This window comes from Eudoraea adriatica DSM 19308 (assembly GCF_000382125.1).
Lineage (GTDB): Bacteria > Bacteroidota > Bacteroidia > Flavobacteriales > Flavobacteriaceae > Eudoraea > Eudoraea adriatica.
This window is the reverse complement of sequence record NZ_KB907547.1, coordinates 507913-530499: the sequence shown is the minus strand read 5'-3', so window position 1 is coordinate 530499 and position 22587 is coordinate 507913. Positions and strand designations below refer to the sequence as shown.

Here is a 22587-nt window from a genome sequence, read left to right as displayed (position 1 = left end):
CCAAAATTATTATGTCAGACATTGCATCAAGAGTAAAAGCTATCATCGTTGATAAATTAGGAGTAGATGAAAACGAAGTTGTGGCCGAAGCTAGTTTTACCAACGACTTAGGGGCAGATTCATTGGATACTGTTGAGTTGATAATGGAATTTGAAAAAGAATTTGATATTCAAATCCCTGATGATCAAGCAGAAAATATAGCAACAGTTGGCCAGGCTATTAGTTATATAGAAGAAGCCAAATAAATTTATGATTTCTTAATAAAGATTTATAATTATCCATGCGGTAATCGTGCTGCATGGATAATTTTTTTTAATTTACACTTGGGTTAGACATCAATTTAAAATTTGGTTAAATGCAATTAAAAAGAGTTGTGGTTACAGGTATTGGTGCCTTAACACCTATTGGTAATAATATTGAACAATATTGGGATGGTTTAAAGGAAGGCAAAAGTGGGTCCGCGCCTATAACATATTTCGATACAGAAAAATTCAAAACTAAATTTGCCTGTGAATTAAAAAACTTTGATTCACAGAACTACTTTGACAGAAAGGAAGCGCGTAAATTAGATAAATTTGCCCAGTATGCCTTGATTTCTTCAGATGAAGCTATTATAGATTCTGGTTTAGATCTGGAAAAAATAGATAAATTTAGAGTAGGTGTTATCTGGGGTGCTGGGATTGGCGGTTTGGAAACCTTCCAAAATGAGGTTTTAAACTTTGCCAGCGGTGATGGAACTCCAAGATTCAATCCTTTTTTTATACCTAAAATGATCGCTGATATTGCCCCAGGTAATATCTCAATTAAGCATGGTTTTATGGGCCCAAATTATACTACGGTATCTGCTTGTGCTTCTTCTGCCAATGCCATGATTGATGCACTAAATTATATCAGATTGGGCTATTGCGATATGGTTGTCTCCGGAGGTAGTGAGGCAGCAGTCACGATTGCGGGGATGGGAGGTTTTAATGCTATGCATGCTTTGTCTACCCGAAATGACAGTCCGGCAACGGCATCAAGACCTTTTGATGCAACCAGAGATGGTTTTGTGCTTGGGGAAGGTGCCGGGGCGTTAATTCTGGAAGAATTAGAACATGCCAAAGCACGGGGAGCCAAAATATATGCAGAATTAGTTGGTGGAGGACTATCGAGTGACGCATACCATATGACTGCACCACACCCTGAAGGTATTGGGGTGGTAAAGGTAATGGAAAACTGTTTGCGTGATGCAAATCTTAAACCTGAAGATGTTGATGCGATCAATACGCATGGTACAGCTACCCCGTTGGGTGATGTTGCTGAATTAAAAGCAATCAGTCAGGTTTTTGGTGAGCATGCTCCGGACATAAATATTAATTCTACAAAATCAATGACAGGTCATTTATTAGGTGCTGCTGGTGCTATTGAAGCAATTGCGTCTATTTTGGCGATGAATCATAACCTTGTGCCACCTACGATAAATCATTCCGTGGTAGACGAAAATATAGATCCAAAGCTTAATTTAACGCTAAATAAGGCCCAGAAAAGAGAGGTTAAGGTAGCAATGAGTAATACCTTTGGTTTTGGCGGACATAACGCATGTGTGGTTTTTAAGAAATATAGCTAATAAGCAAAATGAATTTTCCTTCAAATATATTCAATTCCCATCCTAAAGAGGATGGGGATTTTTTTTTAGGGATTTCAAAAATATTAGGGTTTAAACCCAAAAAGCTCAGTGTTTATAAAAAAGCTTTCCTTCACAGGTCTGCTAACAAAAAAGATAAAAATGGCTTGCCATTAAATTATGAGAGACTGGAATTTCTTGGCGATTCCATGTTAGGCACCATTATTTCTAGATACCTGTATAACGAAGTACCTAACGGGGATGAAGGATACTTAACTAAAATGCGCTCTAAAATAGTAAGCAGGAAACATTTAAATGAATTAGGAAAGGATTTGAATCTGATCTCCTATGTAGAAAGTAGAATTCCCAAATCGCATTTTGGAGATAATATTCATGGAAATGTTTTTGAAGCACTCATTGGTGCAATTTATTTAGACAGGGGATATAAATATTGTGAGAAGTTTATTAACACTAGAGTAATTGAGCCCTATGTAGACATTGAGCAGCTGGAAGGTAAAGTAATAAGCTATAAAAGTCTTGTGATTGAATGGTGTCAAAAGCAGAAAAAAGAATTCCAATACAAGGTATATGAAGATACGGGAAAGGACCCTTTAAAGCATTTTGCCGTTAAACTTTCCATAGATGAAAGAGTAATGGCCAAGGCCAGAGCTACTTCAAAAAAGAAAGCTGAAGAAAAAGCATCTAAAAGGGCATTTTTTGCCCTTCAGGACAAAATGGGAAGGATACAGATATAATAATCTTATATTTACATTTTACACAAAGAAATGATCACATTGCATAAATTTTCTGATGATTTTTGTGAAGAAAACTATGTTCTCATTGCCTTACATTGTGGTTTGGAAGATTATGCTTTGGCCTATGGATTGAATATGGCGCTTAAAATAAATTTAAAAAGATCAAAGACAGATCTCGATATATCTAATAGAACCTCCTTTCCTATTTATGAATGGAAAGATAAACTAAATGAAAGGAATTGGACTTTAATCGTTAATACCAGCGTTAAAGAAGAATATTTGGAAGTTCATGATCTTTTTAGCAATGAAACATCTTCTACTGCATATCACGTATTGCCGGAATACAAGGATGTTGATTATTTGTTAAAAATAGAACAGGAAGAAGATGAAGTGGATAGTAGTATGCTCGATTCTATTCTTGAAATTCCCAAGATAATTACTGCATACCAGATTGAAACCGATAAATTAAAATCCAAGCAAAACTTAATTATATAGAAGTATGCCCGATACAAAAAAGACAAAAATTGTAGCCACTTTGGGGCCGGCAACAAGCAAAAGAGAGGTCCTGAAGAAAATGATAGAATCTGGAGTAGATGTCTTTAGGATTAATTTTTCTCATGCCGATTATGAGGATGTTACCAAGCGCGTCGAAATGATTCGATCACTCAACGAGGAAATGGGCATGTATACAGCCATTCTTGCAGACTTACAAGGCCCGAAGTTGAGAGTAGGAGTTATGGGGGGCGAAGTTATTGTTGCTCCGGACGATGAGATAACTTTTGTTACAGGTGATCCATTCGAAGGAAATGCCGATAAAGTGTATATGAATTATTCGAGCTTTCCAAAAGACGTAAACCCGGGGGAACGTATTTTGCTGGACGACGGAAAACTAATGTTTGAAGTCCTTACTACTAACAGGGAAAACGAAGTAAGGGCAAAAGTAATTCAGGGAGGGCCCTTGAAATCGAAGAAAGGGGTTAACCTTCCAAACACCAACATTAGTTTGCCTGCTCTTACTGAAAAGGATATAGAGGATGCCATTTTCGCAATTTCCCTCCATGTTGATTGGATTGCCCTGTCTTTTGTTAGATTTAGTCAGGATCTTATTGATCTTCAAAATTTAATCAGAGAACATTCTAAAGAGAAAATTCCAATTATTGCAAAGATTGAAAAACCAGAAGCAGTAAAAAATATAGATAAAATTGTTTCCTATTGCGATGGGATTATGGTTGCACGGGGAGATCTTGGTGTCGAAGTTCCTGCTCAGGAGGTTCCGCTTATCCAAAAGAAATTGGTGTTAAGAGCTAAAAAAGCCAGGATTCCTGTAATTATCGCCACTCAGATGATGGAAACCATGATTACATCTCTTACACCTACAAGGGCTGAGGTAAATGATGTTGCAAACTCTGTAATGGATGGTGCTGATGCGGTAATGCTTTCGGGGGAGACTTCTGTAGGTAATTATCCGGTTGAAGTAATACAAAAAATGGCCAGTATTCTGCATAGTGTTGAAGGATCTGAACTAATTCAAGTTCCCCAGGAGCCGCCTCATATTCGGACAAAAAGGTATATTACCAAGTCTGTTTGTTATCATGCGGCCATAATGGCGAATGAAATTAAGGCCAAAGCCATATCCACCCTTACAAATAGTGGTTATACAGCCTTCCAGATTTCAGCATGGCGACCACGTGCTCATATTTTGGTTTTTACATCAAATAAAAGAATTTTAACACAGCTGAACCTGCTATGGGGAGTGAAAACATTTTACTATGATAAGTTTGTTTCAACAGATGAGACTATCGAAGATGTAAACGCCATAGCATGTAAAAAAGGTTTTTTAGATGTCGGTGATATGCTTATAAGTTTGGCTGCAATGCCAATTAAGAGCAAGGGGATGGTAAATACGCTAAGGGTAACAGAAATAGAAACCTGTGCTTTCTAGATAAATTTACAGAATTATCAGTTAGAAATTTTTACGCCACTTCTCGTTCGTAGGCTATAAAATTTACAATTTTTCCCTTTTTGTTGAAAATGGGTTCCCCTTTTATCCAACAGTTATACGTTGAGCCATCTTTTCTGTAATTAACTACGGTAGCTTCAAAGGCTTCCCTGTTTTTAATGGCTTTGGAAATAGCAGCATTAATTTTGCTGTTGGTTTTTTTACCCTGAAAGATTTTTGGAGTCTTATCTTTTATCTCATCCAAGGTATACCCATTCATGTTAAAAATATTATTCGTGGCATATACAATTTTCAATTCAGGGTCAGTGACAACAATAACTTGTTCCTTCTCCAGAAATTCTTCATTGAAAGTATCTTTATACAACCAGCGGTTCCTTAAGGCTAAGCCTTTTAGTACTCTGAGATCGTCAAAATCTTTGCAGGTCTTATCAAAATAAGATCCTGCAAGATCCCAGGATAAAATAGGGAGGATTTTGGCCCGGCTGTTTTTATAGAAACCTGAGACAGCGTTATCAAAATTTTTAAATTCCTTCATTAATTCTAATTCTTTTAAAGACGATTAAAATTTTGAATTAGGAAAGTTATATTCCTTCCCAAAAAGGAATTAAAAACTTTCTTTCTTATTGCAATTTTATTCAATACTACTAAAAGATAGTTAAGGGAAAAAATTCAAATGAACTATTAACAGTTTTGTTTAATAATAGCCATGGACATGGCAGTTTTTACTACTCAACTTTAAACAAAAAAATAATTATTTTCTATACAGATGGTCCCAATATTGCTTAATGATCTTGTCCTGGTAAAAGCAAGATTTTAAATAAACCGGATCTTAAATGAACAAAATTGCGGATTAGAACTCAAAACTGAGTTGAACTGTAACAACGTTTTTTACCTTATCCCGTTCCCTGATATCTGTATTTAAATTAGAAAGCGAAAGACCTAACAAACGAACAGAGTTTTCCAGTTTTTCCTGATATAATAATTCCTTGGCAGTCTCTAAAATCAGATTTTTATCTGCCACAAAATAGGGTAAAGTTTTACTCCGTGTCTGCAGGGTAAAATCACTGTATTTTATTTTTAACGTTATTGTTTTACCCGCTATTTCAGACTTCTTTAACCTGCCCTCCAGTTCCCGGGCAATATGATCTAATCGTTCTAACATAAAAATCTCACTACTAAGGTTTTCGCTAAAAGTACGTTCGGCGCCTACAGATTTGGGAATACGCTCAGCCTTTACCGCACTATTATGAATACCTCTAACCACGTAGTAGTAGTGTTTCCCACTCTTTCCAAAATGACTTTCCAGAAATTCAAGCGATTTTCTTTTCAGATCTTTACCAGTAAAAACCCCAAGCTTATACATTTTATCGGCGGTAACTTTACCAACACCATAGAACTTTCTTATTTCCAAATCTTCAAGGAATTGAACTACTTCCTCCGGATTCACTGTTTTTTGTCCATTGGGTTTGTTATAATCGCTGGCTATTTTGGCTACAAATTTATTTATAGATATTCCTGCCGAAGCAGTTAAACCAATTTCATTAAAAATCCGCTGCCTTATTTCCCGGGCAATCAGGGTAGCGGAAGGGTTGCCTTTCTTGTTAAAAGTAACATCAAGATAGGCCTCGTCCAGTGAAAGAGGTTCTACCATATCTGTATAGTCCAGGAAGATCTTTCTAATTTGTAACGATACTTCTTTGTATCTATGAAAACGTGGTTTCACGAATATGATATTCGGACAATTTTGTCTTGCCAAATAACCGCTCATGGCACTTTTAACCCCAAATTTTCTAGCCTCGTAGCTAGCTGCAGATACTACCCCTCTTTTTTCACTTCCACCTACAGCAACCGGCTTACCCCTAAGATCATGATTATCTAATTGCTCAACCGAGGCATAAAATGCATCCATGTCTACGTGTATTATTTTTCGCAAAGAGAATTCATTGAGCATATTCAAATTTAAGGTATATTTAGTGTAATTGATATGGCACAAAAATCAGCTATTATTTTAGGGGCCACTGGTTTATGCGGAAGCAAACTATTGCAGATACTTCTTAAAGACAAGAGGTATAGGAAACTAAAGTTATTTTCCAGAAAATCAGCAGGAATAAAACATAAAAAGTTAGAGGAACACCTTATTGACTTACTAAAATTATCTGACCATGAAGATGATTTCCTGGCAGATGAAGTTTTTTGCTGTATAGGGACCACAAAAGCCAAAACCCCGGATAAAGACCTTTACAAAAAAATTGATTTTGGAATTCCTGTTAGTGCTGCAGCATTGTGCAAAAAAAATAAAATAGGGACATTTATAGTAATTTCTGCATTAGGAGCAAATGCTGAGAGCCGCATCTTCTATAATAAACTAAAGGGGCAAATGGAAAATGCGGTGATTTCCATTGGAATTCCAAAAATTCATATTCTACAACCATCACTCATTGGGGGCTATAGGCAGGAAAACAGACCAGGAGAATGGTTTGCAAAAAAAGTATTTCTTGTTCTAAACGCTATTTTGGCAGGGCCATTCAGAAAATACAGATCTGTACATCCGGAAAAGATAGCCCACTGCATGGTATGGCTGGCAAATAATGCCTATGAAAGAGTAAAAATTCCCTCCGATAAGATAGTACAGCTGGGAGAGATGGAGAACTAAGAGAACGCCAGATTTTGTGCTTAAGACTTAATAAATATGATAGAAATAGAAAGAAAATTTCTGGTGAATTCAAGCGATTACAGATCTTTAGCCTATTCTAAAGCACATATTGTTCAGGGGTTTTTAAATTCACATCCCGATAGGGTAGTACGGGTAAGAATAACGGATGACAATGCTTTTTTGACAGTGAAAGGCAGATCCAACCTTGCGGGCACCACCAGATTTGAATGGGAAAAAAAGATACCAGTTGCAGAGGCCAAGCTACTTTTAGAGCTATGTGAAAAGGATATTTTAGAGAAAATCCGTTATTGTGTAAGTATAGGGCCCCTTATTATTGAAGTAGATGAATTTCTTGGTTCAAACCAGGGGTTGGTAATAGCAGAAATTGAAATTGAAAATGAAGATGATAAAATCGAAGTACCATCCTGGATAGGATTGGAAGTAACCGGGGATATCAAATATTACAACTCTCAACTGAGCAAAAACCCCTTTAATGAATGGCAGGGCTCAAATACTTAATTGAATTTCTAACCAGACTTAATTGCACTACTTTCTTATAATCTCTGGTCCTGAAGGTGCTATGTAATCAAACTTAAAAGATCAAAAAAGATAGTGCTTTGAACGCACTCCGGGAATAAAAAAGAGTACTATTATTGTGAAGAACAGTACTTATAAAGCACTTTTAAACTGTTCCAGGAATCTTACGTCATTTTCGCTGAGTAAGCGGATATCTGAAATTTGATGAAGAAGTAAGGCAATGCGATCGATGCCCATTCCAAATGCAAAACCGGTATAGGTTTCACTATCGATCCCACAATTGTCCAATACATTTGGATCTACCATGCCACATCCCATTATTTCTAACCAGCCGGTTCCTTTCGTCATCTTGTAATCTGTTTCTGATTCCAGCCCCCAATAAACATCAACTTCGGCACTGGGCTCGGTGAACGGAAAATAAGATGGTCGAAGTCTGATTTTGGACTTCCCAAAAAGCTCGGTAGTAAAAAACTGCAGTGTTTGCTTTAAATCTGCAAAAGATACTTTCTTATCAATATATAGCCCCTCTACCTGATGAAAAAAACAATGCGATCTGGCAGAAATTGCCTCATTTCTATACACCCTCCCCGGAGAGATAGTTCGGATTGGCGGTTTATTGTTTTCCATATACCGAACCTGCACGGATGAAGTATGCGTGCGTAAGAGCACATCCGGATTGGTCTGAATAAAAAAGGTGTCCTGCATATCCCTGGCAGGATGGTGTTTCGGCAAGTTTAAAGCAGTGAAGTTATGCCAGTCATCTTCAATTTCAGGTCCTTCGGAAACGTTGAAACCTATTCTCGAAAAAATATCTATGATTTGGTTTTTTACTATTGAAATAGGGTGGCGTGCCCCTAGTTCCAGAGGTTCAGAAGGCCTTGTAAGGTCATTATATATATTCTTTCCGGGCTTGTCTTGTTCGATTGCTTTTTTAAGCAGATTTACTTTTTCTGTGGCCTTACTTTTAAGTTCGTTTATTGTTTGACCAAATTCTTTTTTCTCTTCAGTAGGAATATTTTTGAATTCAGAAAAGAATTGACTCAAAAGACCTTTTTTACCAAGGTATTTAATTCGGAAAGCCTCAATTTCCTTTGGATTATCTGACGAAAAATCAGCTACTTCGGCCAGGTGTTTTTTTAGTTGGTCTATCATTTTCTATTTGTAATAAATAAAAATTTTTGAGCAAAGCATATGCCCAAGAAAAGGCAAATTTATAACAATTATCCATCAAGGAAACATAATTAACTCAAAAGCGCCATAGAATTATGCCTTGTCAATTAGCTCTGTCTCTTCAATCCACCGGACACATTTCTTAAAATTCTCAAAAATGTGTTCTGCCGGTACCAGATCAGGTATAATATCAATGCGCTCCATCATATAACGCGGTTGGTCTAAAACATCCACAAAAAGGGGTAAGATTTGGTGTTTTCTCAATTCCAGAAGAACTTCTTCCATGGCGTAAAGGCCGGATTGGTCCATATACTGCATACGACCAAGGCGCAGGATAACTATGCTTGCCGTTTTGGGAATTTGTTCTGCGAGTTGTTGAAAATCACTTGTAGTCCCAAAAAATAAAGGTCCCTTTATGTGCTTTATAAAAACCTCGCGTTTTAAACTTTTTGGAAAATCTTTCTCATCCGGCCAAGCAGCTTCTTTTAGCAAGGGTTTTACATCGGACCGCTCTGCTGTAAGATCCCCCATTTTTTTCATAAACATCAGGGAAGCAATAATCAGGCCTATTCCTACGGCATAGACCAGATTCCAGACTGTGGAAAGCACCAGAACGACCAACATAACCAATACTTCAGAACTTAGACTAAGGGGACCTAATTTTATATCTCTTGGCAAGCTTGGAATTGCCCTTAACCCTTTATAATCCATAACACTTATTCCAACAGTAATTAAAATTCCTGCAAGAACGGCCGCAGGTATTTGTGAAGCAACCGGGCCCAGTACTAGTAGAACTATCAATAAAATAATTCCAGCCAGCATTCCGGACAGTTTAGTTTTTCCTCCTGAATTTATATTTACTACAGTTCTGATTGTTGCTCCTGCACCCGGCAAACCCCCAAAAATTGCGGCAATACTGTTGCCAATGCCCTGCCCAACCAGTTCCTTGTTTGGATTATGCTTCGTTTTAGTCATATTATCAGCAACAACGGAAGTTAATAACGAATCAATAGCTCCCAATAAGGCTAGCGTAAGTGCAGTAAAAATGTAGGGCGATACTGCTGAATATTTAAAGCTGGTAAAAATTTCCAGATTTAGCACTGGAAATCCCTCCGGAATTTTTTCAATGGTCCTGTATTCCAAATCAAATCCGAAGGCAATTCCTGATACTACAATCAGGGATACCAAAGTACTGGGAATAATTGTGGTGATTTTTTTAAAACCGTAGATAATAAAGATAGTTGCCAAAGCAAGGATAAGTTCGAGCCACTTGATATTTTCAATGGCCTTGGGAAGTATTTTTAAAACCCCTAAAACCCCGGATGCTTCCCAGGATGCAAGTGTCCTTGCTTCATCCAATATTGCTTTTGCAGTTATTTCATTTGATCTGTTGATTGTCTCTTCAAAATCTTCAAGGACCAGGATACCCTCTCCTGCTTCTTCTCTTAAAATATTTTCAAGAATCAGCTCTTCCGCTTCGGGTTTAAACTGATTCACAAAAGTTGAGTCTTCTCTCGGGTAATAGCCAACGGCAGGAAGAATTTGTGTAATTATTATTATTGCTCCAATTGCTGTCATAAATCCTGATACAACAGGATAAGGTATATATCGTATATATCTACCTATTCCCAGGACTCCTAAGCCAATTTGAAAGAGTCCTGCCAGGAGAAAAACACTCAGTATTGCTGGCAGTGCTTTTTCTACGCTACCATCGTAAATTGCTATAATACCAGCAATAATAACCATACTAACGGCTGTCATAGGGGCTGTTGGCCCGGAAATCTGAGTGCTTGTACCACCAAAAATAGCGGCAAAAAAACTTATAAAAATAGCACCATACAAACCTGCACTTGGGCCCAGTCCTGATGAAACACCAAAAGCCAGCGCTAATGGAAGTGCTACAATCCCCGCTGTTAATCCGCCAAAAAAATCTCCCTTAAAATTTGAAAAAAGGGTTTTCATTTTTAATAACAATTTACACACTAACAAGATAGAATAATTTAAGAACAAAAAAGGCCGGTACACTTTGCACCGGCCTTTTTTTATTTCCAAATTAAACCTTAATCAAGATGATAGATCTCCATAATATTCTTTAAAATACCCTCGAAATCTATTTCTAAGTCAATTAGTTTACCTGTATGAACATCAAATACCCAACCATGTACCTTCAAATTCCGATCGCGATAGGCTTTTTGTATTGCGGCTGTTTTTATGAGGTTAACACATTGCTCCTGAACATTAAGCTCTACCAAACGGTCATATTTCTTATCCTCATTTTCTATGGCATTGAGCTCATTTTTATGCAGTCGATATACATCTCTGATATTTCTTAACCATGGATTTAAAATGCCCAGGTCTGCAGATTGCATTGCCGCTTTAACCCCTCCGCATGCATAGTGGCCACAGACAACCACATGATTAACTTTTAGGTGCTCTACCGCATAGTTTACCACAGACATTGCATTCAAATCAATGCTGATCACCATATTGGCAATATTTCTGTGCACAAAAACTTCTCCGGGTCCCATGCCCATTAAATCTTCGGCTGTTACCCGACTGTCCGAACAGCCTATATATAATAATTCAGGACTTTGCCCCTTCCCTAATTCTTCAAAATAATCCTCTTTCTCGGAGAGTTTACCACTTATCCACTTTTTATTATTTTCAAATACTTTATTTAAGTTCATTTGTTTGTTGTTTAAAATTTAGTTTAAGTTATGATAATTATCCCAACTTTGGTCTCAACTTAAAAAACTCAATATAACTATCAGGATTTTCTACAACTCCCCTTTCAGAAATTAGTTTAATATCGATATTTCTATTGAAGGCTTTTCCGGCAAACTCTTCAAGAATTTCAATAATATCATTATCCAGATATCTGGTTTTGGAAACATCCAATTCAAGATAGGAATTTTTTGGAATGGCATCAAGTTCTTTAAGGATTGCACCTTTGTTAAAGAAAGTAACCTCTTCGGCCAGAGTCATTTTTATTTTATGCTTACCATTGCTTTTATCTTCAATATGCAGGAAATGCGAATTTTGATAGCTCTTAATTAGAATAACTGCAATTCCAACTCCTAATCCCAAACCTATACCAATAAGCAGGTCTGTAAAAATTATACCAACAACGGTTACCGTAAAGGGTACAAACTGTTTCCAACCTAGCTGATACATTTTTTGAAAAAGCGCGGGCTTCGCCAATTTATAACCTACAATTAGCAAAATGGCCGCAAGAACAGAAAGAGGTATCATGTTTAATAATCTGGGAATGAGAATTACAGAGATTAACAGCAAAAAACCATGAATAATAGCAGACATTTTTGATCTTGCTCCAGATTGAATATTAGCAGAACTCCTGACTATTACCTGGGTAATGGGCAAACCTCCTATAAGTCCTGAAACAATATTTCCGGTTCCCTGGGCCATCAGCTCTTTGTTTGTTGGTGTTACTCTTTTTCGAGGATCCAGTTTGTCTGTAGCTTCAACACATAAAAGCGTTTCAAGACTTGCTACCAAAGCAATTGTAAAGGCTGTTATCCATATTTCCGGACGGGCTATAACCTGAAAATTTGGAAAGCTAAACTGGCCAATAAAAGAATCTATAGTGTCCGGTATTGGAACACTCACAAGATGTTCTGAAGAGATGTTCCATACGGCACTATCCTTTGTAAGGTTATAAAATAGTATCCCAACGAAAACGGCTACCAGAGGGCCTTGAATTAGTTGAAAAATTTTAGCTTTTTTAGTAAGAACCTTATCCCACAAAATTAATATCCCCAGAGCAAGAAAAGCTATAAGGGCAGCACCCGGACTTATATAATTAACTGTATTAATGATCTCGGATATTGTATTTTGTCCATCTACCTGAAAAAAAGCAAAATCACCTTCAGGATCTGAATCATATCCAAAAAAGTGAGGAATTTGTTTTAGAATTATGATGATTCCGATACCCGTAAGCATCCCTTTAATGACCGAAGAAGGAAAATAATAGGCGATAATACCCGCCCTAAGAATACTAAATATGATTTGAATGGCACCGCCCAGAACAACCGCCACTAAAAAGTTTTCATATCCTCCAAGGGCACCAATTGCGGTCAATACAATGGCTGCTAATCCCGCTGCCGGACCGCTGACTCCTATATGCGAGCCACTAAGTGACCCTACTATAATACCACCTACTATACCGGAAATTAATCCTGAAAACAATGGTGCGCCACTGGCCAGGGCTATACCCAAACACAATGGAAGTGCCACAAAGAAAACTACAATGCTGGCTGGTACGTCGTTTTTCAAATATTTGAACATAATTATAAATATATGGTCCTTAAGAAATTATTAAAGATTGATTAGAAACTGAAAGGTAAATTAATTTATGCGTTATGAGCCATAAATTCCGGAGGAGGTAATGGAATTTCAATGGAATGAGAAGAAAAATTTATCTTTTCTATCTCTAAATATTGCGATTTTTCATGAAGGGAGAATTGATTCTGTGCAAGCCAATTTTCCAGAATTATTTTTTCTTCATTGTCGTCTTTTTTAGACGATTCCTGCTGCTCTTCTTCATTTAAATTCAAAGAAACTATAATGCTTTCCTCATTATTTACCAATGAAATAACAGATGGAGCAACTATGGAGAACAGCCAAAAAGTAATTAGGGATGTTATAATTGCAGTTCTGGTCATTATTAAATTGGTTTAAAACAAATATAAATGGAACATCAACGAATTATAGTTAAATAAAAATTAAAAATCCTTTAACAGTTTAATTTCGCCAGATGGAACCCAGCCTGTTTTCCCATCTTTTAGTTCTATTTTTTTCCAATCGTCCAACTCATCCAATACAAACACTTTAGTCCCCTCATGCAGAAGGAATGCCTGTGTACTTCTATTATTTGGTTCAGATTTGACTATTAATTCTTCCGAAAAAACGATAGCCGGCATATCTGCCTCAAAATCCTGGAATTGAATCATTGCCAATACTATGCAGAAGATTGCAATGAAAAGAGAAACAATGCTGGTGATAAAAGCTATTCGTTTATGCGTGGAATACCTAAGGTAATAAAATAAAATATAGGCCAGAACAAAGAGGAAAACGAAGAGAACACCTGCATAGGACCATTGATCAAAAGATAGTAACCCGGTTATGTTTTTGTACAGTTTTGACAGACTTGTCTCCGGAAGAGGCTCAAAAGCATCCAAAGTCATGTTTTGAGCATATGCCAGGTTGTTTTTGATTTCTCTATCATTGGGTTTAAGTAGCAAAGCTTTCTCATAATAGTATATACTGGGGGCTATTTGGTTTAATTTGTAGTAGCAGTTACCCAGGTTATAGTAGACTTCCGCCGAATGCTCGCCATTTTCTATAATTTTAAAGTAATTCTCGGTAGCTTTTTCATATTCACCTTCATTATAGTAGGTTGTTGCCCTGTTAAAAAGAGCTTCGTTTTGAGCAATAGCCGCAAGGGAATGAAGTACTACTACTAATAATAAGACTAAATTCTTCATAGCTAAAGCTTTTTGTCTATTGATGAAATTGTTTCGCTGGCTTTATTGTAATCCTGTTTCATTTGAACATCAGAGAAAGGGCTGTAGCGAGCCATTTCACAATTCTTAAGCAGATCTACGAATGCGTGGTTTGTAGTTTCGTCTATTTCTTTTTCGGACAACAGGGAGGCTATTTTATCTTTGCTAAACTCAGAGGTTTCTATTTTTAACTTCGCTTTCAGGTAGTTATGTAAAGCTTTTTCAAGTGCTATATAGAATGCATCCTTGTTACCAAGAGCTTTTTTGGCCTCATATAGATATTTCTTGGCCAGTTTATTAGCTTTCTTGATTTTATTGCCCGCTACGTCACTGGCAATAGCTTCACGCCTTTTACCAAACAGTACGGCAATTGGTATGAGTAAAAATGGCGAAATCAACCATAAATAAAACTTTGTAGAACCAAAGAAATAATTTGTGCCAATGGCAGTTAAGTTTGGTTTAAGTTTAATAAAATTAAATTGATCATTTGAGGTAATAACCATTTGTTTATTTTGTGCAGAAGGATTATTCGCTATTGTCCCGGATCCTAATGGACCTTCCATGACATTGATCATAATTTCATCAGAACTTAATGATTTATAGCGCTCTGCTTCCGGATCAAAATAGCTGAATGAAATACTGGGTATGGGGTATTTTCCTCTGAAGGACGGTACTATGGTGTAATTATTGCTCACTTGCCCCTTCATGCCGGATAGCGTTGTTCTTACGTCTTCATTAAATTCAGGTTCATAAACTTCCAGGGCTCCAGGAAGCGAAGGTTCGGGTAATTGAAAGAGTTTTAAATTGCCGTCCCCTTTTACTGTAATTATTGCTTGTAATGACTCTGAAGCATTTAATGTTGTTTTGCTCGTGGAGACGGAAAACTCAAAATTGCCTACAGCACCACCAAAATCTGCGGGCCTCCCTTCTGATGGTAAGGGTTTTACATTTATAACACGCTTTCCTGCAGATACTGTTTTATTGGTTTGCGTATATATTCTTCCTCCAAAAAAGTCGCGTTTGTTAGTAGGCACTTCCAATGATACATCTAAAGAAAGAGGCTCAATAGTTAATTTACCGCTTTTTTGAGGATAGAGCACAACTCTTTTAAGAACTACATAACGATAAGCCTTTCCCTCATAAGTGCCATTTTGAACATCATATCTCGTGAATGGCATATCCTGACTCCAGAAATTATTGTATTTAGGATTGTCCAGTGGTCTAAAATTGGAAACATTAATAGTGGGGCTCACATATAATTTGTAAACAACACTGATGGCCTCATTGAGGTACGGACTGGTTTTGGAAACTTCTGCTACCAAATGTAAATTATCATCAGCAAAGTCTTCTACAGACATCTGGTCATTTGGTTTATCTACTGCCGCCGTTACCTCTACAGTTTTTGATAAGGATTTATATACTTTCCCATCAATTGTAATAGTGGCCTGTTTGATTGTAAATTTCCCTCTCGAAGTCGGAGCTAAGGTATAGGAATATGTTTTGGAATAGCTTCTTACACCATTAATCCAGGAAGAACTAATAGACTGAAAAGGTCCTATGAGTACTCTGAAGCCTTCAAAATCAGGAGGTGTAAAATTATCGCCGTCTTTGTTCATGGCAAAATCTACCCTAAGACGCTCATTTATTCCCAACTTGCTTTTGCTTAGTTTTACTTCAAAAGTAATAGCTTCTTTATCTTGTGCTATTGCATGGCCGAAGGCCAGTAATAGAAAAGATATACAAAAGAAAAAATATTTAAGTTTATTAAATATCACCAGTCTTTTTCATTTTTTGATTTGACACCTTTAACTTTCTTGGCGTCCATTTTTTCTTTAACTTTTTTCTCTTCATTTTCCATTGCCTCAAGTAAATTTTTTATTTGTTGCTGAGACAACTGATTAGGTCTGGGTTGCTTCTGCTCTTGTTGATCTCCCTGCTCAGGCTGCTTTTTTTCTTCTTTTTTTTCATCGCCTTCTCCTTTTTTATTCTCTTCTTTTTCCTCCTCTCCTTTATCTCCTTCATTATTTTCTTTATCGTTTTCTTCGTTTTTAGGATCGCCTTTGTTTTCGTCATTATTATCTCCCTGTTCCTGTTGATCCTGGTTTTGGTCTTTTTTATCTTCCTGATCCTGATTCTCTTTATTATTGTCGTTATTCTGATTGTTCTTGTCTTTTTTTAAGAGTTCTTTGGCCAGTGCCAGATTATAGCGAGTTTCTTCATCGGACGGATCATTTCGCAATGCTTCTTTATAAGCTTCAACTGCTTTGGCATATTCTTTATTTTTCATGAATACATTGCCCATATTATGAAATGCTTTATGCTTGACAGGCTTTTCTGACGCCAATTCTCCTGCCTGCTTAAATCGACCAAAAGCCTCAGAAAAACTTTCTTTGTTATAGTAAGCATTTCCTAAATTGTATGGTGCCGCTGTATTCTCATCACTTTTGGAAATGGCCCTTCTGTAATTCACTTCCGCATCAATAAAATCGTTATCAGCTAAGTCCTTATTAGCTTCAAAGGTAATATCCGTTGAGGCTTTAAGTGCTTTTTCCTTCTCTTTCGAATCATCTTGAGAAAAAACTGCAGCGCTTATTAGTAGAGTAAATAAAACTATCTTTTTCATTTTAGTGAACCTCCTTCTCGTTAAATAAATTCATTTTTTTGAGCCATTTGGTTTTTCGATCCAGCAAGAAAATTTCCAAAAACAGAAACAATAGCCCAATGCCGAGGAACCATTGGAACTGGTCTTTGTATTCTGCAAATTGTTTGGCTTCAAATTCCTGCTTATCCATTTGGTTTAATTCTGCTTTGATGAACTCTACGGCATCATCCGTATTTGATCCGTCTACATATTCCCCATTACCCTCGTCAGCAATTTCCTCTAAGATATCTTCATTTAGTCTTGTGATAACCACTTCTCCCTGAGAATCTTTTTTCAAACTTTCTACGATTCCGTTTCTTTTAATGGGAATAGGACTGCCTTTTGTCTTTCCAACACCAATTGTAAAAATTCGTATTCCTTCGTCAACCGCCAATTCCACAGCATCCAGGGTTGTGCCCTCAGAATGGTCCTCGCCATCTGAAACTATGAATAAAACCCGATTTGTTTGTTCCTCATCATTAAAATAAGTAGACGCCAGCTCTATGGCTTCATTAATCGCCGTTCCTTGTGATGAAAGCATATCTGTATTCATGCTTTGGAGGAACATTTTTGCTGCACCATAATCTGTGGTTATTGGTAGCTGAGGAAAAGCCTGTCCTGCATACGCTATTATACCTATTCTATCGCTGGCTAATTGATTGATAATTTCGGAAACCAGGCGTTTGGACTTCTCTAATCTGTTTGGAGCAATATCTTCTGCCAACATACTTTTTGAAACGTCGATGGCAAAAACAATATCAACCCCTTCTCGTTTTACTGTCTCTAATTTTGTTCCAATTTTCGGATTTACAAGACCTAAAACCAGAAATGAAATCCCTATTAAAAGAAAAATTAATTTTAATATTGATTTGAATTTAGACTTATTGGGGGATAATCTTTTCAACAAATCAGGCGTGGCAAATTTCTTTTGGGTTCTTTTTTTCCAAATTTGCAATAATACGTAAACTACCACCATTATCGGAATAATGGTTAGAAGATAGAAATATATTTTCTCGTCTAATTGAATCATATTCTAAATAAAACTCCTGAAGAGTGTGTTTCTCAGGAACCATTCAGCAAGGAGCAAAGCCCCGGCCAAAAGGATCCATGGTCTGAATTTCTCCTCATATTTATAATACTTAAATTCTTCAACTTCTGTTTTCTCCAATTTATTTATTTCATCATAAATTGCCTCCAACTTTTCATTATCTGTAGCTCTGAAATACTGCCCGCCCGTTGCATCGGCAATAGCTTTAAGTAATTCTTCATCTATTTCAACCTGTCTCATCCCATATCTATAGGATCCATCATCATTGTAAGCAACAGGTGAGAGCGCATTTCCGTTTGTCCCCAAACCAATAGTGTAGGTCTTGATATCGAATTCTACGGCAAGATCAGCAGCCGTTTGGGGTTCAATAAACCCCGAATTGTTAACGCCATCCGTAAGTAAAATAATTACCTTACTTATAGATTTGCTTTCTTTTAACCTGTTAACGGAAGTAGCTAATCCCATTCCAATGGCTGTTCCATCATTCAGCTGACCATAAGTAATTTCCTGAAGGGCATTTAAAACAATCGATTTGTCACTTGTTATTGGCGTTTTGGTATAGCTTTCCCCGGCATAAACCACTAAACCAATTCTATCATTAGGTCTTTGTCTAATAAAATCTGCGGCCACTTCTTTAAGGGCCGATAATCTGTTAGGCTTTAAATCTCTTGCCAGCATACTCGAAGACACATCAATAGCCATTACAATATCAATGCCTTTTGTAGTTTTTGTCCGTGTGGAAATATCCTCAGTTTGAGGACGTGCCATTGCCACTATAATTGATGTCAATGCCAACAAACGAAACGCAAACAATACTGGTTTTAACCTGGGCAATAAGTCATTTGTTGAAAACCCTTCCACGCTTGGGATCTTCAAACTTGCAATCTCTTCCTTGCGCTTGAATAGCTGCCATATCAAAGCAATTGGAAGCAATAAGAGCAACCAAAAAAGCTGAGGATTTGCAAATTCTATATTGTCTAACATCTATGCCTCTGTTTTAACTTCTAATGAACCAATTATACGATTTACAATTTCTTCTGCATAAACATCCTCATCTAACCATGATAAGATTAACTGCTGTTGAAATCCATTTCCGCCAAAAAGAATAATTGTGTATTGTCCGCTGACTAAATCTTTTGAATCAGGTAATGGAAAATTACCCCGTCCGAATACTTTAATTCCTTTTACACCAGACAGGGTCACAAATTCTTCCTGTTTCGTAATAATATTTTTTGCGCCCTGGTCTTCAAAATTTTTCAAAATTTGCTCAACAACCTGATTGAAATCCGGTTCTTCAGGTTTATTTAACGTGGTTGATGTTGTGCCAATTGTAAACAACCCTTTTTCACTCCTGTACATAAAAGCCTGCAGTTCCTTTATATTGGCCTTGGCCTCGGGGGGTAGCTTAACCTCCTGCCGCACCAATACTTCAGGAGTTTCAACTATAATAGGGGGATATCCATATGAACTCGAAACCCACTCTCCTTCTAAAAGTGATTTTGTAGGGTGCCCAGTAATTGTATCCCACACATAAGAAGGGCCTAAATAGGTAATTAGCCCTCCTATGGAAACCAGTATTACAATTGCAGCAGCAGATGTAATTGAAATTATTTTCTTCTTCCTGTTTTTTAATGCAATAATTTTCTGATATTCTTCCTGCTCCAACAACTCTTCTTCTGTGGGTTCCGGGAGAGCTTCTTTTGTTTTAATCACGATCTCCTCAATAGCTTTTCGGTCTTGTTCGGCTACTTTTATCGGGGGTTTAGACCTTGCAAATTTCACAAGATCTGCCGTTTGCAAAATACTTTCAAATTGCTTGATTGTATTGTACTGCAACTTCAACTCACCTGCATCCTGCAGCATTTCCAATTTATCGATTAATTCACCGGTAGTACTTTCCAATGCAGAAATATGTACCTCTTCTTCCAGATAGGATCTTACTATTGCGGTTAATTCGGAATAGTATACCTTGTATTTGTCCTCTATTAAATATTTAGAATTTTCTAATCGTTTCAATTCTAAAAGAGCCCTATCGTAAGGAGGGAGCAAAGCCACCTTTTCATCTTCGGTCAATGGTTTTTTTCGAATTATAAACCAATATATAAGGCCTCCTGCAATAGCGATAATCAGTAAAACTATCAAGAGTATTTTCCAAAAGTCACTATTACTTTTTTGTACGCTAATCAAAGGTTTAATATCATACATCTTTTGGTTAACCGTATCTACAGCTACTGTAGCAACATCTACCTGAAGTGAATCTGTGAAAAAGCCATCCCCATTAATTTCAATGCGCTGAGCTGGCAGTACATAGGATCCTGAATCAAATTGTGTAAGGGCGTAAATTTTTTGTAGCGTTATCCTGTCTTTTTTCCGCGTTGTATCTGTTTTAAAGGCTTCAACCGTTTCCAAGGGGGAAAAAGTTTGCCCTTCAGGGAAGAAAACCTGAGCAGTTGAATCAACCTCAACTGTAACGGTAAACTTAATTTGTTCACCAATTTTTATGTTCGTAGTATCCGCTTTTGAATGAATGACGGGCTGCAACTGAGCGATAACCGGATTCGCAAAAAATAAAATATATAAAAGCAGGGCCGGTCCGGACCAGGTCCTGCTAATACGTTTTAATTTTGTCGAAATCATATACATCTATCCTCTTCGCTTAAAATAACCCAATAATTTCTTGACATAGCTCTCATCCACACGGCAATCCAGAATACCACATCCCGATTTATTGAATGTATCTTTAAAATATTCTACGCGATTTCTATAATACTCGCCGTAAGCATAGCGAACCTTCTTAGATTGTGTATTAACAAGTTTTAATGAACCGGTTTCCGAATCGAGCATTTGAACCACTCCTAAATTTGGGATCTTTTCTTCTTTTTCATCATAAATACGAATTCCTGTAACATCGTGCTTTTTACCGGTAATTTTTAGTGTCTGTTCATAATCGGTTGCCATAAAATCTGAAAGCACAAAGACAATTGCCTTTTTCTTCATGACGTTGGTCAAATATTTGAGAGCTTCCCCAATATTCGTTTTATTGCTTTTAGGCGCAAATTCCAGCAACTCTCTTATTATTCTCAGCACATGGCTTTTTCCTTTCTTAGGAGGAATAAAAAGTTCAATTTCATCAGAAAAAAGGAGAAGGCCAATTTTATCGTTATTTTGAAGAGCCGAAAAAGCCAGTGTAGCCGATATTTCTGTGATAATATCTTTTTTAAATCTATTCGTTGTGCCAAAAAGTTCAGAGCCACTAACATCAACCATTAACATCATAGTTAGTTCCCTTTCTTCCTCGAATACTTTAACAAAAGGTTCGTTATACCTCGCTGTAACATTCCAATCTATACTCCTTACATCATCTCCAAACTGATATTGCCGAACTTCGCTAAAGGTCATGCCACGACCCTTAAATGTAGAATGGTATTCCCCTCCAAATATATGATCTGAAAGACGACGGGTCTTAATTTCAATCTTGCGAACTTTTTTTAATAACTCCTTGGTATCCATTCGGGTTCAAGCTTTTTAGTTATATAAGCAAATGCGTTTATAGCATTGAACTACATAGGTTGAACTATTAAGGGACTTCAATTTCGTTAACAATCCGGTTGATTATTTCTTCTGAAGTAATATTTTCTGCTTCTGCTTCATAAGTAATTCCTATTCTATGCCTTAGCACATCATGCACAACGGCACGGACATCTTCGGGAACCACATAACCGCGTCTTTTTATGAAAGCATAACACTTGGCGGCATTCGCCAGATTAATACTACCACGGGGTGAAGCCCCGAAACTAATGAGCGGTTTGAGATCTGCCAATTCATATTTTTCCGGATACCTTGTAGCGAAGACCAAATCGAGTATATATTTCTCAATTTTCTCGTCCATATAGACTTCTCTTACGGCCTGTTGTGCACTTAGAATCTGTTTAAGTGATATGACAGGTTTAACATCCTGAAGTATACCCTGAAGATTTTGCCTGATAATTAGCTGTTCTTCGTTCATCTTTGGGTAGTCTATAACCGTTTTTAACATAAAACGATCTACCTGAGCTTCAGGCAGAGGGTATGTTCCTTCCTGTTCTACAGGGTTTTGGGTAGCCATAACGAGGAATGGTTTATCCAGAATAAAAGTTTCATCACCTATTGTGACTTGCTTTTCCTGCATGGCTTCCAAAAGTGCGGACTGAACTTTTGCCGGGGCACGGTTAATTTCGTCCGCTAAAACAAAATTGGCGAATATCGGCCCCTTTTTAATTGAGAAATCATTTTCTTTCATATTATATATCAAAGTTCCAACGACATCTGCCGGCAAGAGGTCGGGAGTGAACTGAATTCGGCTAAAACTGCCTTTCACCGCCTTTGAAAGCGTGGTTATAGCAAGAGTTTTTGCAAGTCCGGGGACTCCTTCCAACAAAATGTGCCCTTGTCCTAAAAGCCCGATTAATAATCGTTCTATCATATGCTTCTGACCCACAATAGCCTTGTTCATTTCCATAACAAGCAGGTCTATAAAAGCACTTTCCTGTGCAATTTTTTCATTAACAGCACTAATATCTACAGTAGTATTTTCCTCCATTAAAAAGATTTATTTTTTGTTTTAAATAAGTTGGTCTCTCAGTACGGCGCAAATTGAAAATTTATTTATATAAGTGCTGTTAATGATTGGTTAAAAAATGGCCAGAACCCCAAGTTTTA

General features: G+C 37.1%; 22 protein-coding genes. 7 read left to right on the top strand and 15 right to left on the bottom strand.

The window, feature by feature from the left end; genetic code table 11:
- The first annotated feature begins 11 nt into the window (after positions 1-11).
- From G504_RS0106015 to pyk, 5 genes are all read left to right on the top strand, one after another.
- On the top strand, positions 12-245 hold the full coding sequence (locus G504_RS0106015; protein WP_009778413.1) for an acyl carrier protein: 234 nt from the start codon (positions 12-14) through the stop codon (positions 243-245).
- A 110-nt stretch (positions 246-355) separates the two neighbouring features.
- Entirely contained in the window at positions 356-1606 is a 1251-nt protein-coding gene (fabF, locus tag G504_RS0106010; RefSeq protein WP_019669249.1) for a beta-ketoacyl-ACP synthase II, read from the top strand.
- An 8-nt stretch (positions 1607-1614) separates the two neighbouring features.
- Positions 1615-2358, top strand: coding sequence for a ribonuclease III (rnc, locus tag G504_RS0106005; protein ID WP_019669248.1), 744 nt, complete (start codon positions 1615-1617; stop codon positions 2356-2358).
- 30 nt (positions 2359-2388) lie between these two features.
- Entirely contained in the window at positions 2389-2853 is a 465-nt protein-coding gene (locus G504_RS0106000) for an IPExxxVDY family protein (RefSeq protein ID WP_019669247.1), read from the top strand.
- Positions 2854-2857: 4 nt separating this feature from the next.
- Positions 2858-4300 (top strand): pyruvate kinase, encoded by a 1443-nt coding sequence (gene pyk, locus G504_RS0105995; protein WP_019669246.1) that lies wholly within the window; start codon positions 2858-2860, stop codon positions 4298-4300.
- A gap of 31 nt (positions 4301-4331) precedes the next feature.
- On the opposite strand, the gene G504_RS0105990 is transcribed toward pyk, so the two are convergent.
- A complete protein-coding gene (locus G504_RS0105990) occupies positions 4332-4853 on the bottom strand; it encodes a PAS domain-containing protein (protein ID WP_019669245.1) in 522 nt (173 codons plus the stop codon).
- A 315-nt stretch (positions 4854-5168) separates the two neighbouring features.
- Positions 5169-6269, bottom strand: a complete 1101-nt coding sequence (gene dinB / locus G504_RS0105985) for a DNA polymerase IV (protein WP_019669244.1) — start codon at positions 6267-6269, stop codon at positions 5169-5171.
- A gap of 33 nt (positions 6270-6302) precedes the next feature.
- On the opposite strand from dinB, the gene G504_RS0105980 reads away from it, so the two are divergent.
- Both G504_RS0105980 and G504_RS0105975 read left to right on the top strand, forming a co-directional pair.
- Positions 6303-6971, top strand: a complete 669-nt coding sequence (locus G504_RS0105980; RefSeq protein WP_019669243.1) for an NAD-dependent epimerase/dehydratase family protein — start codon at positions 6303-6305, stop codon at positions 6969-6971.
- Positions 6972-7007: 36 nt separating this feature from the next.
- Complete coding sequence (locus tag G504_RS0105975; RefSeq protein WP_019669242.1) at positions 7008-7490, top strand: CYTH domain-containing protein; 483 nt, start codon at positions 7008-7010, stop codon at positions 7488-7490.
- A gap of 150 nt (positions 7491-7640) precedes the next feature.
- Here G504_RS0105975 and pheS read toward each other — a convergent pair whose 3' ends face one another.
- The 13 genes from pheS to G504_RS0105910 all read right to left on the bottom strand — a co-directional run bounded on the left by pheS (position 7641) and on the right by G504_RS0105910 (position 22468).
- Positions 7641-8660, bottom strand: a complete 1020-nt coding sequence (gene pheS, locus G504_RS0105970; RefSeq protein ID WP_019669241.1) for a phenylalanine--tRNA ligase subunit alpha — start codon at positions 8658-8660, stop codon at positions 7641-7643.
- Positions 8661-8771: 111 nt separating this feature from the next.
- Positions 8772-10640: a SulP family inorganic anion transporter gene (locus G504_RS0105965; RefSeq protein ID WP_019669240.1), complete on the bottom strand. Its 1869-nt coding sequence runs from the start codon at positions 10638-10640 to the stop codon at positions 8772-8774.
- Positions 10641-10738: 98 nt separating this feature from the next.
- Positions 10739-11365, bottom strand: coding sequence for a carbonic anhydrase (locus G504_RS0105960; protein ID WP_019669239.1), 627 nt, complete (start codon positions 11363-11365; stop codon positions 10739-10741).
- 37 nt (positions 11366-11402) lie between these two features.
- Complete coding sequence (locus tag G504_RS0105955) at positions 11403-12983, bottom strand: SulP family inorganic anion transporter (protein ID WP_019669238.1); 1581 nt, start codon at positions 12981-12983, stop codon at positions 11403-11405.
- 65 nt (positions 12984-13048) lie between these two features.
- Positions 13049-13360 carry a hypothetical protein gene (locus G504_RS0105950; protein ID WP_019669237.1) on the bottom strand — a complete coding sequence of 104 codons (312 nt, stop codon included), beginning with the start codon at positions 13358-13360 and terminating at the stop codon, positions 13049-13051.
- Between the two features lie 60 nt (positions 13361-13420).
- Positions 13421-14182, bottom strand: a complete 762-nt coding sequence (locus G504_RS0105945) for a tetratricopeptide repeat protein (RefSeq protein WP_019669236.1) — start codon at positions 14180-14182, stop codon at positions 13421-13423.
- A gap of 2 nt (positions 14183-14184) precedes the next feature.
- Complete coding sequence (locus G504_RS0105940) at positions 14185-15975, bottom strand: BatD family protein (RefSeq protein WP_019669235.1); 1791 nt, start codon at positions 15973-15975, stop codon at positions 14185-14187.
- Positions 15972-16823 carry a tetratricopeptide repeat protein gene (locus tag G504_RS0105935; protein WP_019669234.1) on the bottom strand — a complete coding sequence of 284 codons (852 nt, stop codon included), beginning with the start codon at positions 16821-16823 and terminating at the stop codon, positions 15972-15974. Before G504_RS0105935 ends, G504_RS0105940 begins: the two co-directional genes overlap by 4 nt.
- A 1-nt stretch (position 16824) precedes the next feature.
- Complete coding sequence (locus G504_RS0105930; RefSeq protein ID WP_019669233.1) at positions 16825-17871, bottom strand: VWA domain-containing protein; 1047 nt, start codon at positions 17869-17871, stop codon at positions 16825-16827.
- 3 nt (positions 17872-17874) lie between these two features.
- On the bottom strand, positions 17875-18873 hold the full coding sequence (locus G504_RS0105925; protein WP_019669232.1) for a vWA domain-containing protein: 999 nt from the start codon (positions 18871-18873) through the stop codon (positions 17875-17877).
- On the bottom strand, positions 18874-20532 hold the full coding sequence (locus G504_RS0105920) for a hypothetical protein (RefSeq protein WP_019669231.1): 1659 nt from the start codon (positions 20530-20532) through the stop codon (positions 18874-18876).
- Positions 20533-21399 (bottom strand): DUF58 domain-containing protein, encoded by an 867-nt coding sequence (locus G504_RS0105915; RefSeq protein WP_019669230.1) that lies wholly within the window; start codon positions 21397-21399, stop codon positions 20533-20535.
- A gap of 67 nt (positions 21400-21466) precedes the next feature.
- Positions 21467-22468 (bottom strand): AAA family ATPase, encoded by a 1002-nt coding sequence (locus tag G504_RS0105910; RefSeq protein ID WP_019669229.1) that lies wholly within the window; start codon positions 22466-22468, stop codon positions 21467-21469.
- Between the last annotated feature and the right edge of the window lie 119 nt (positions 22469-22587).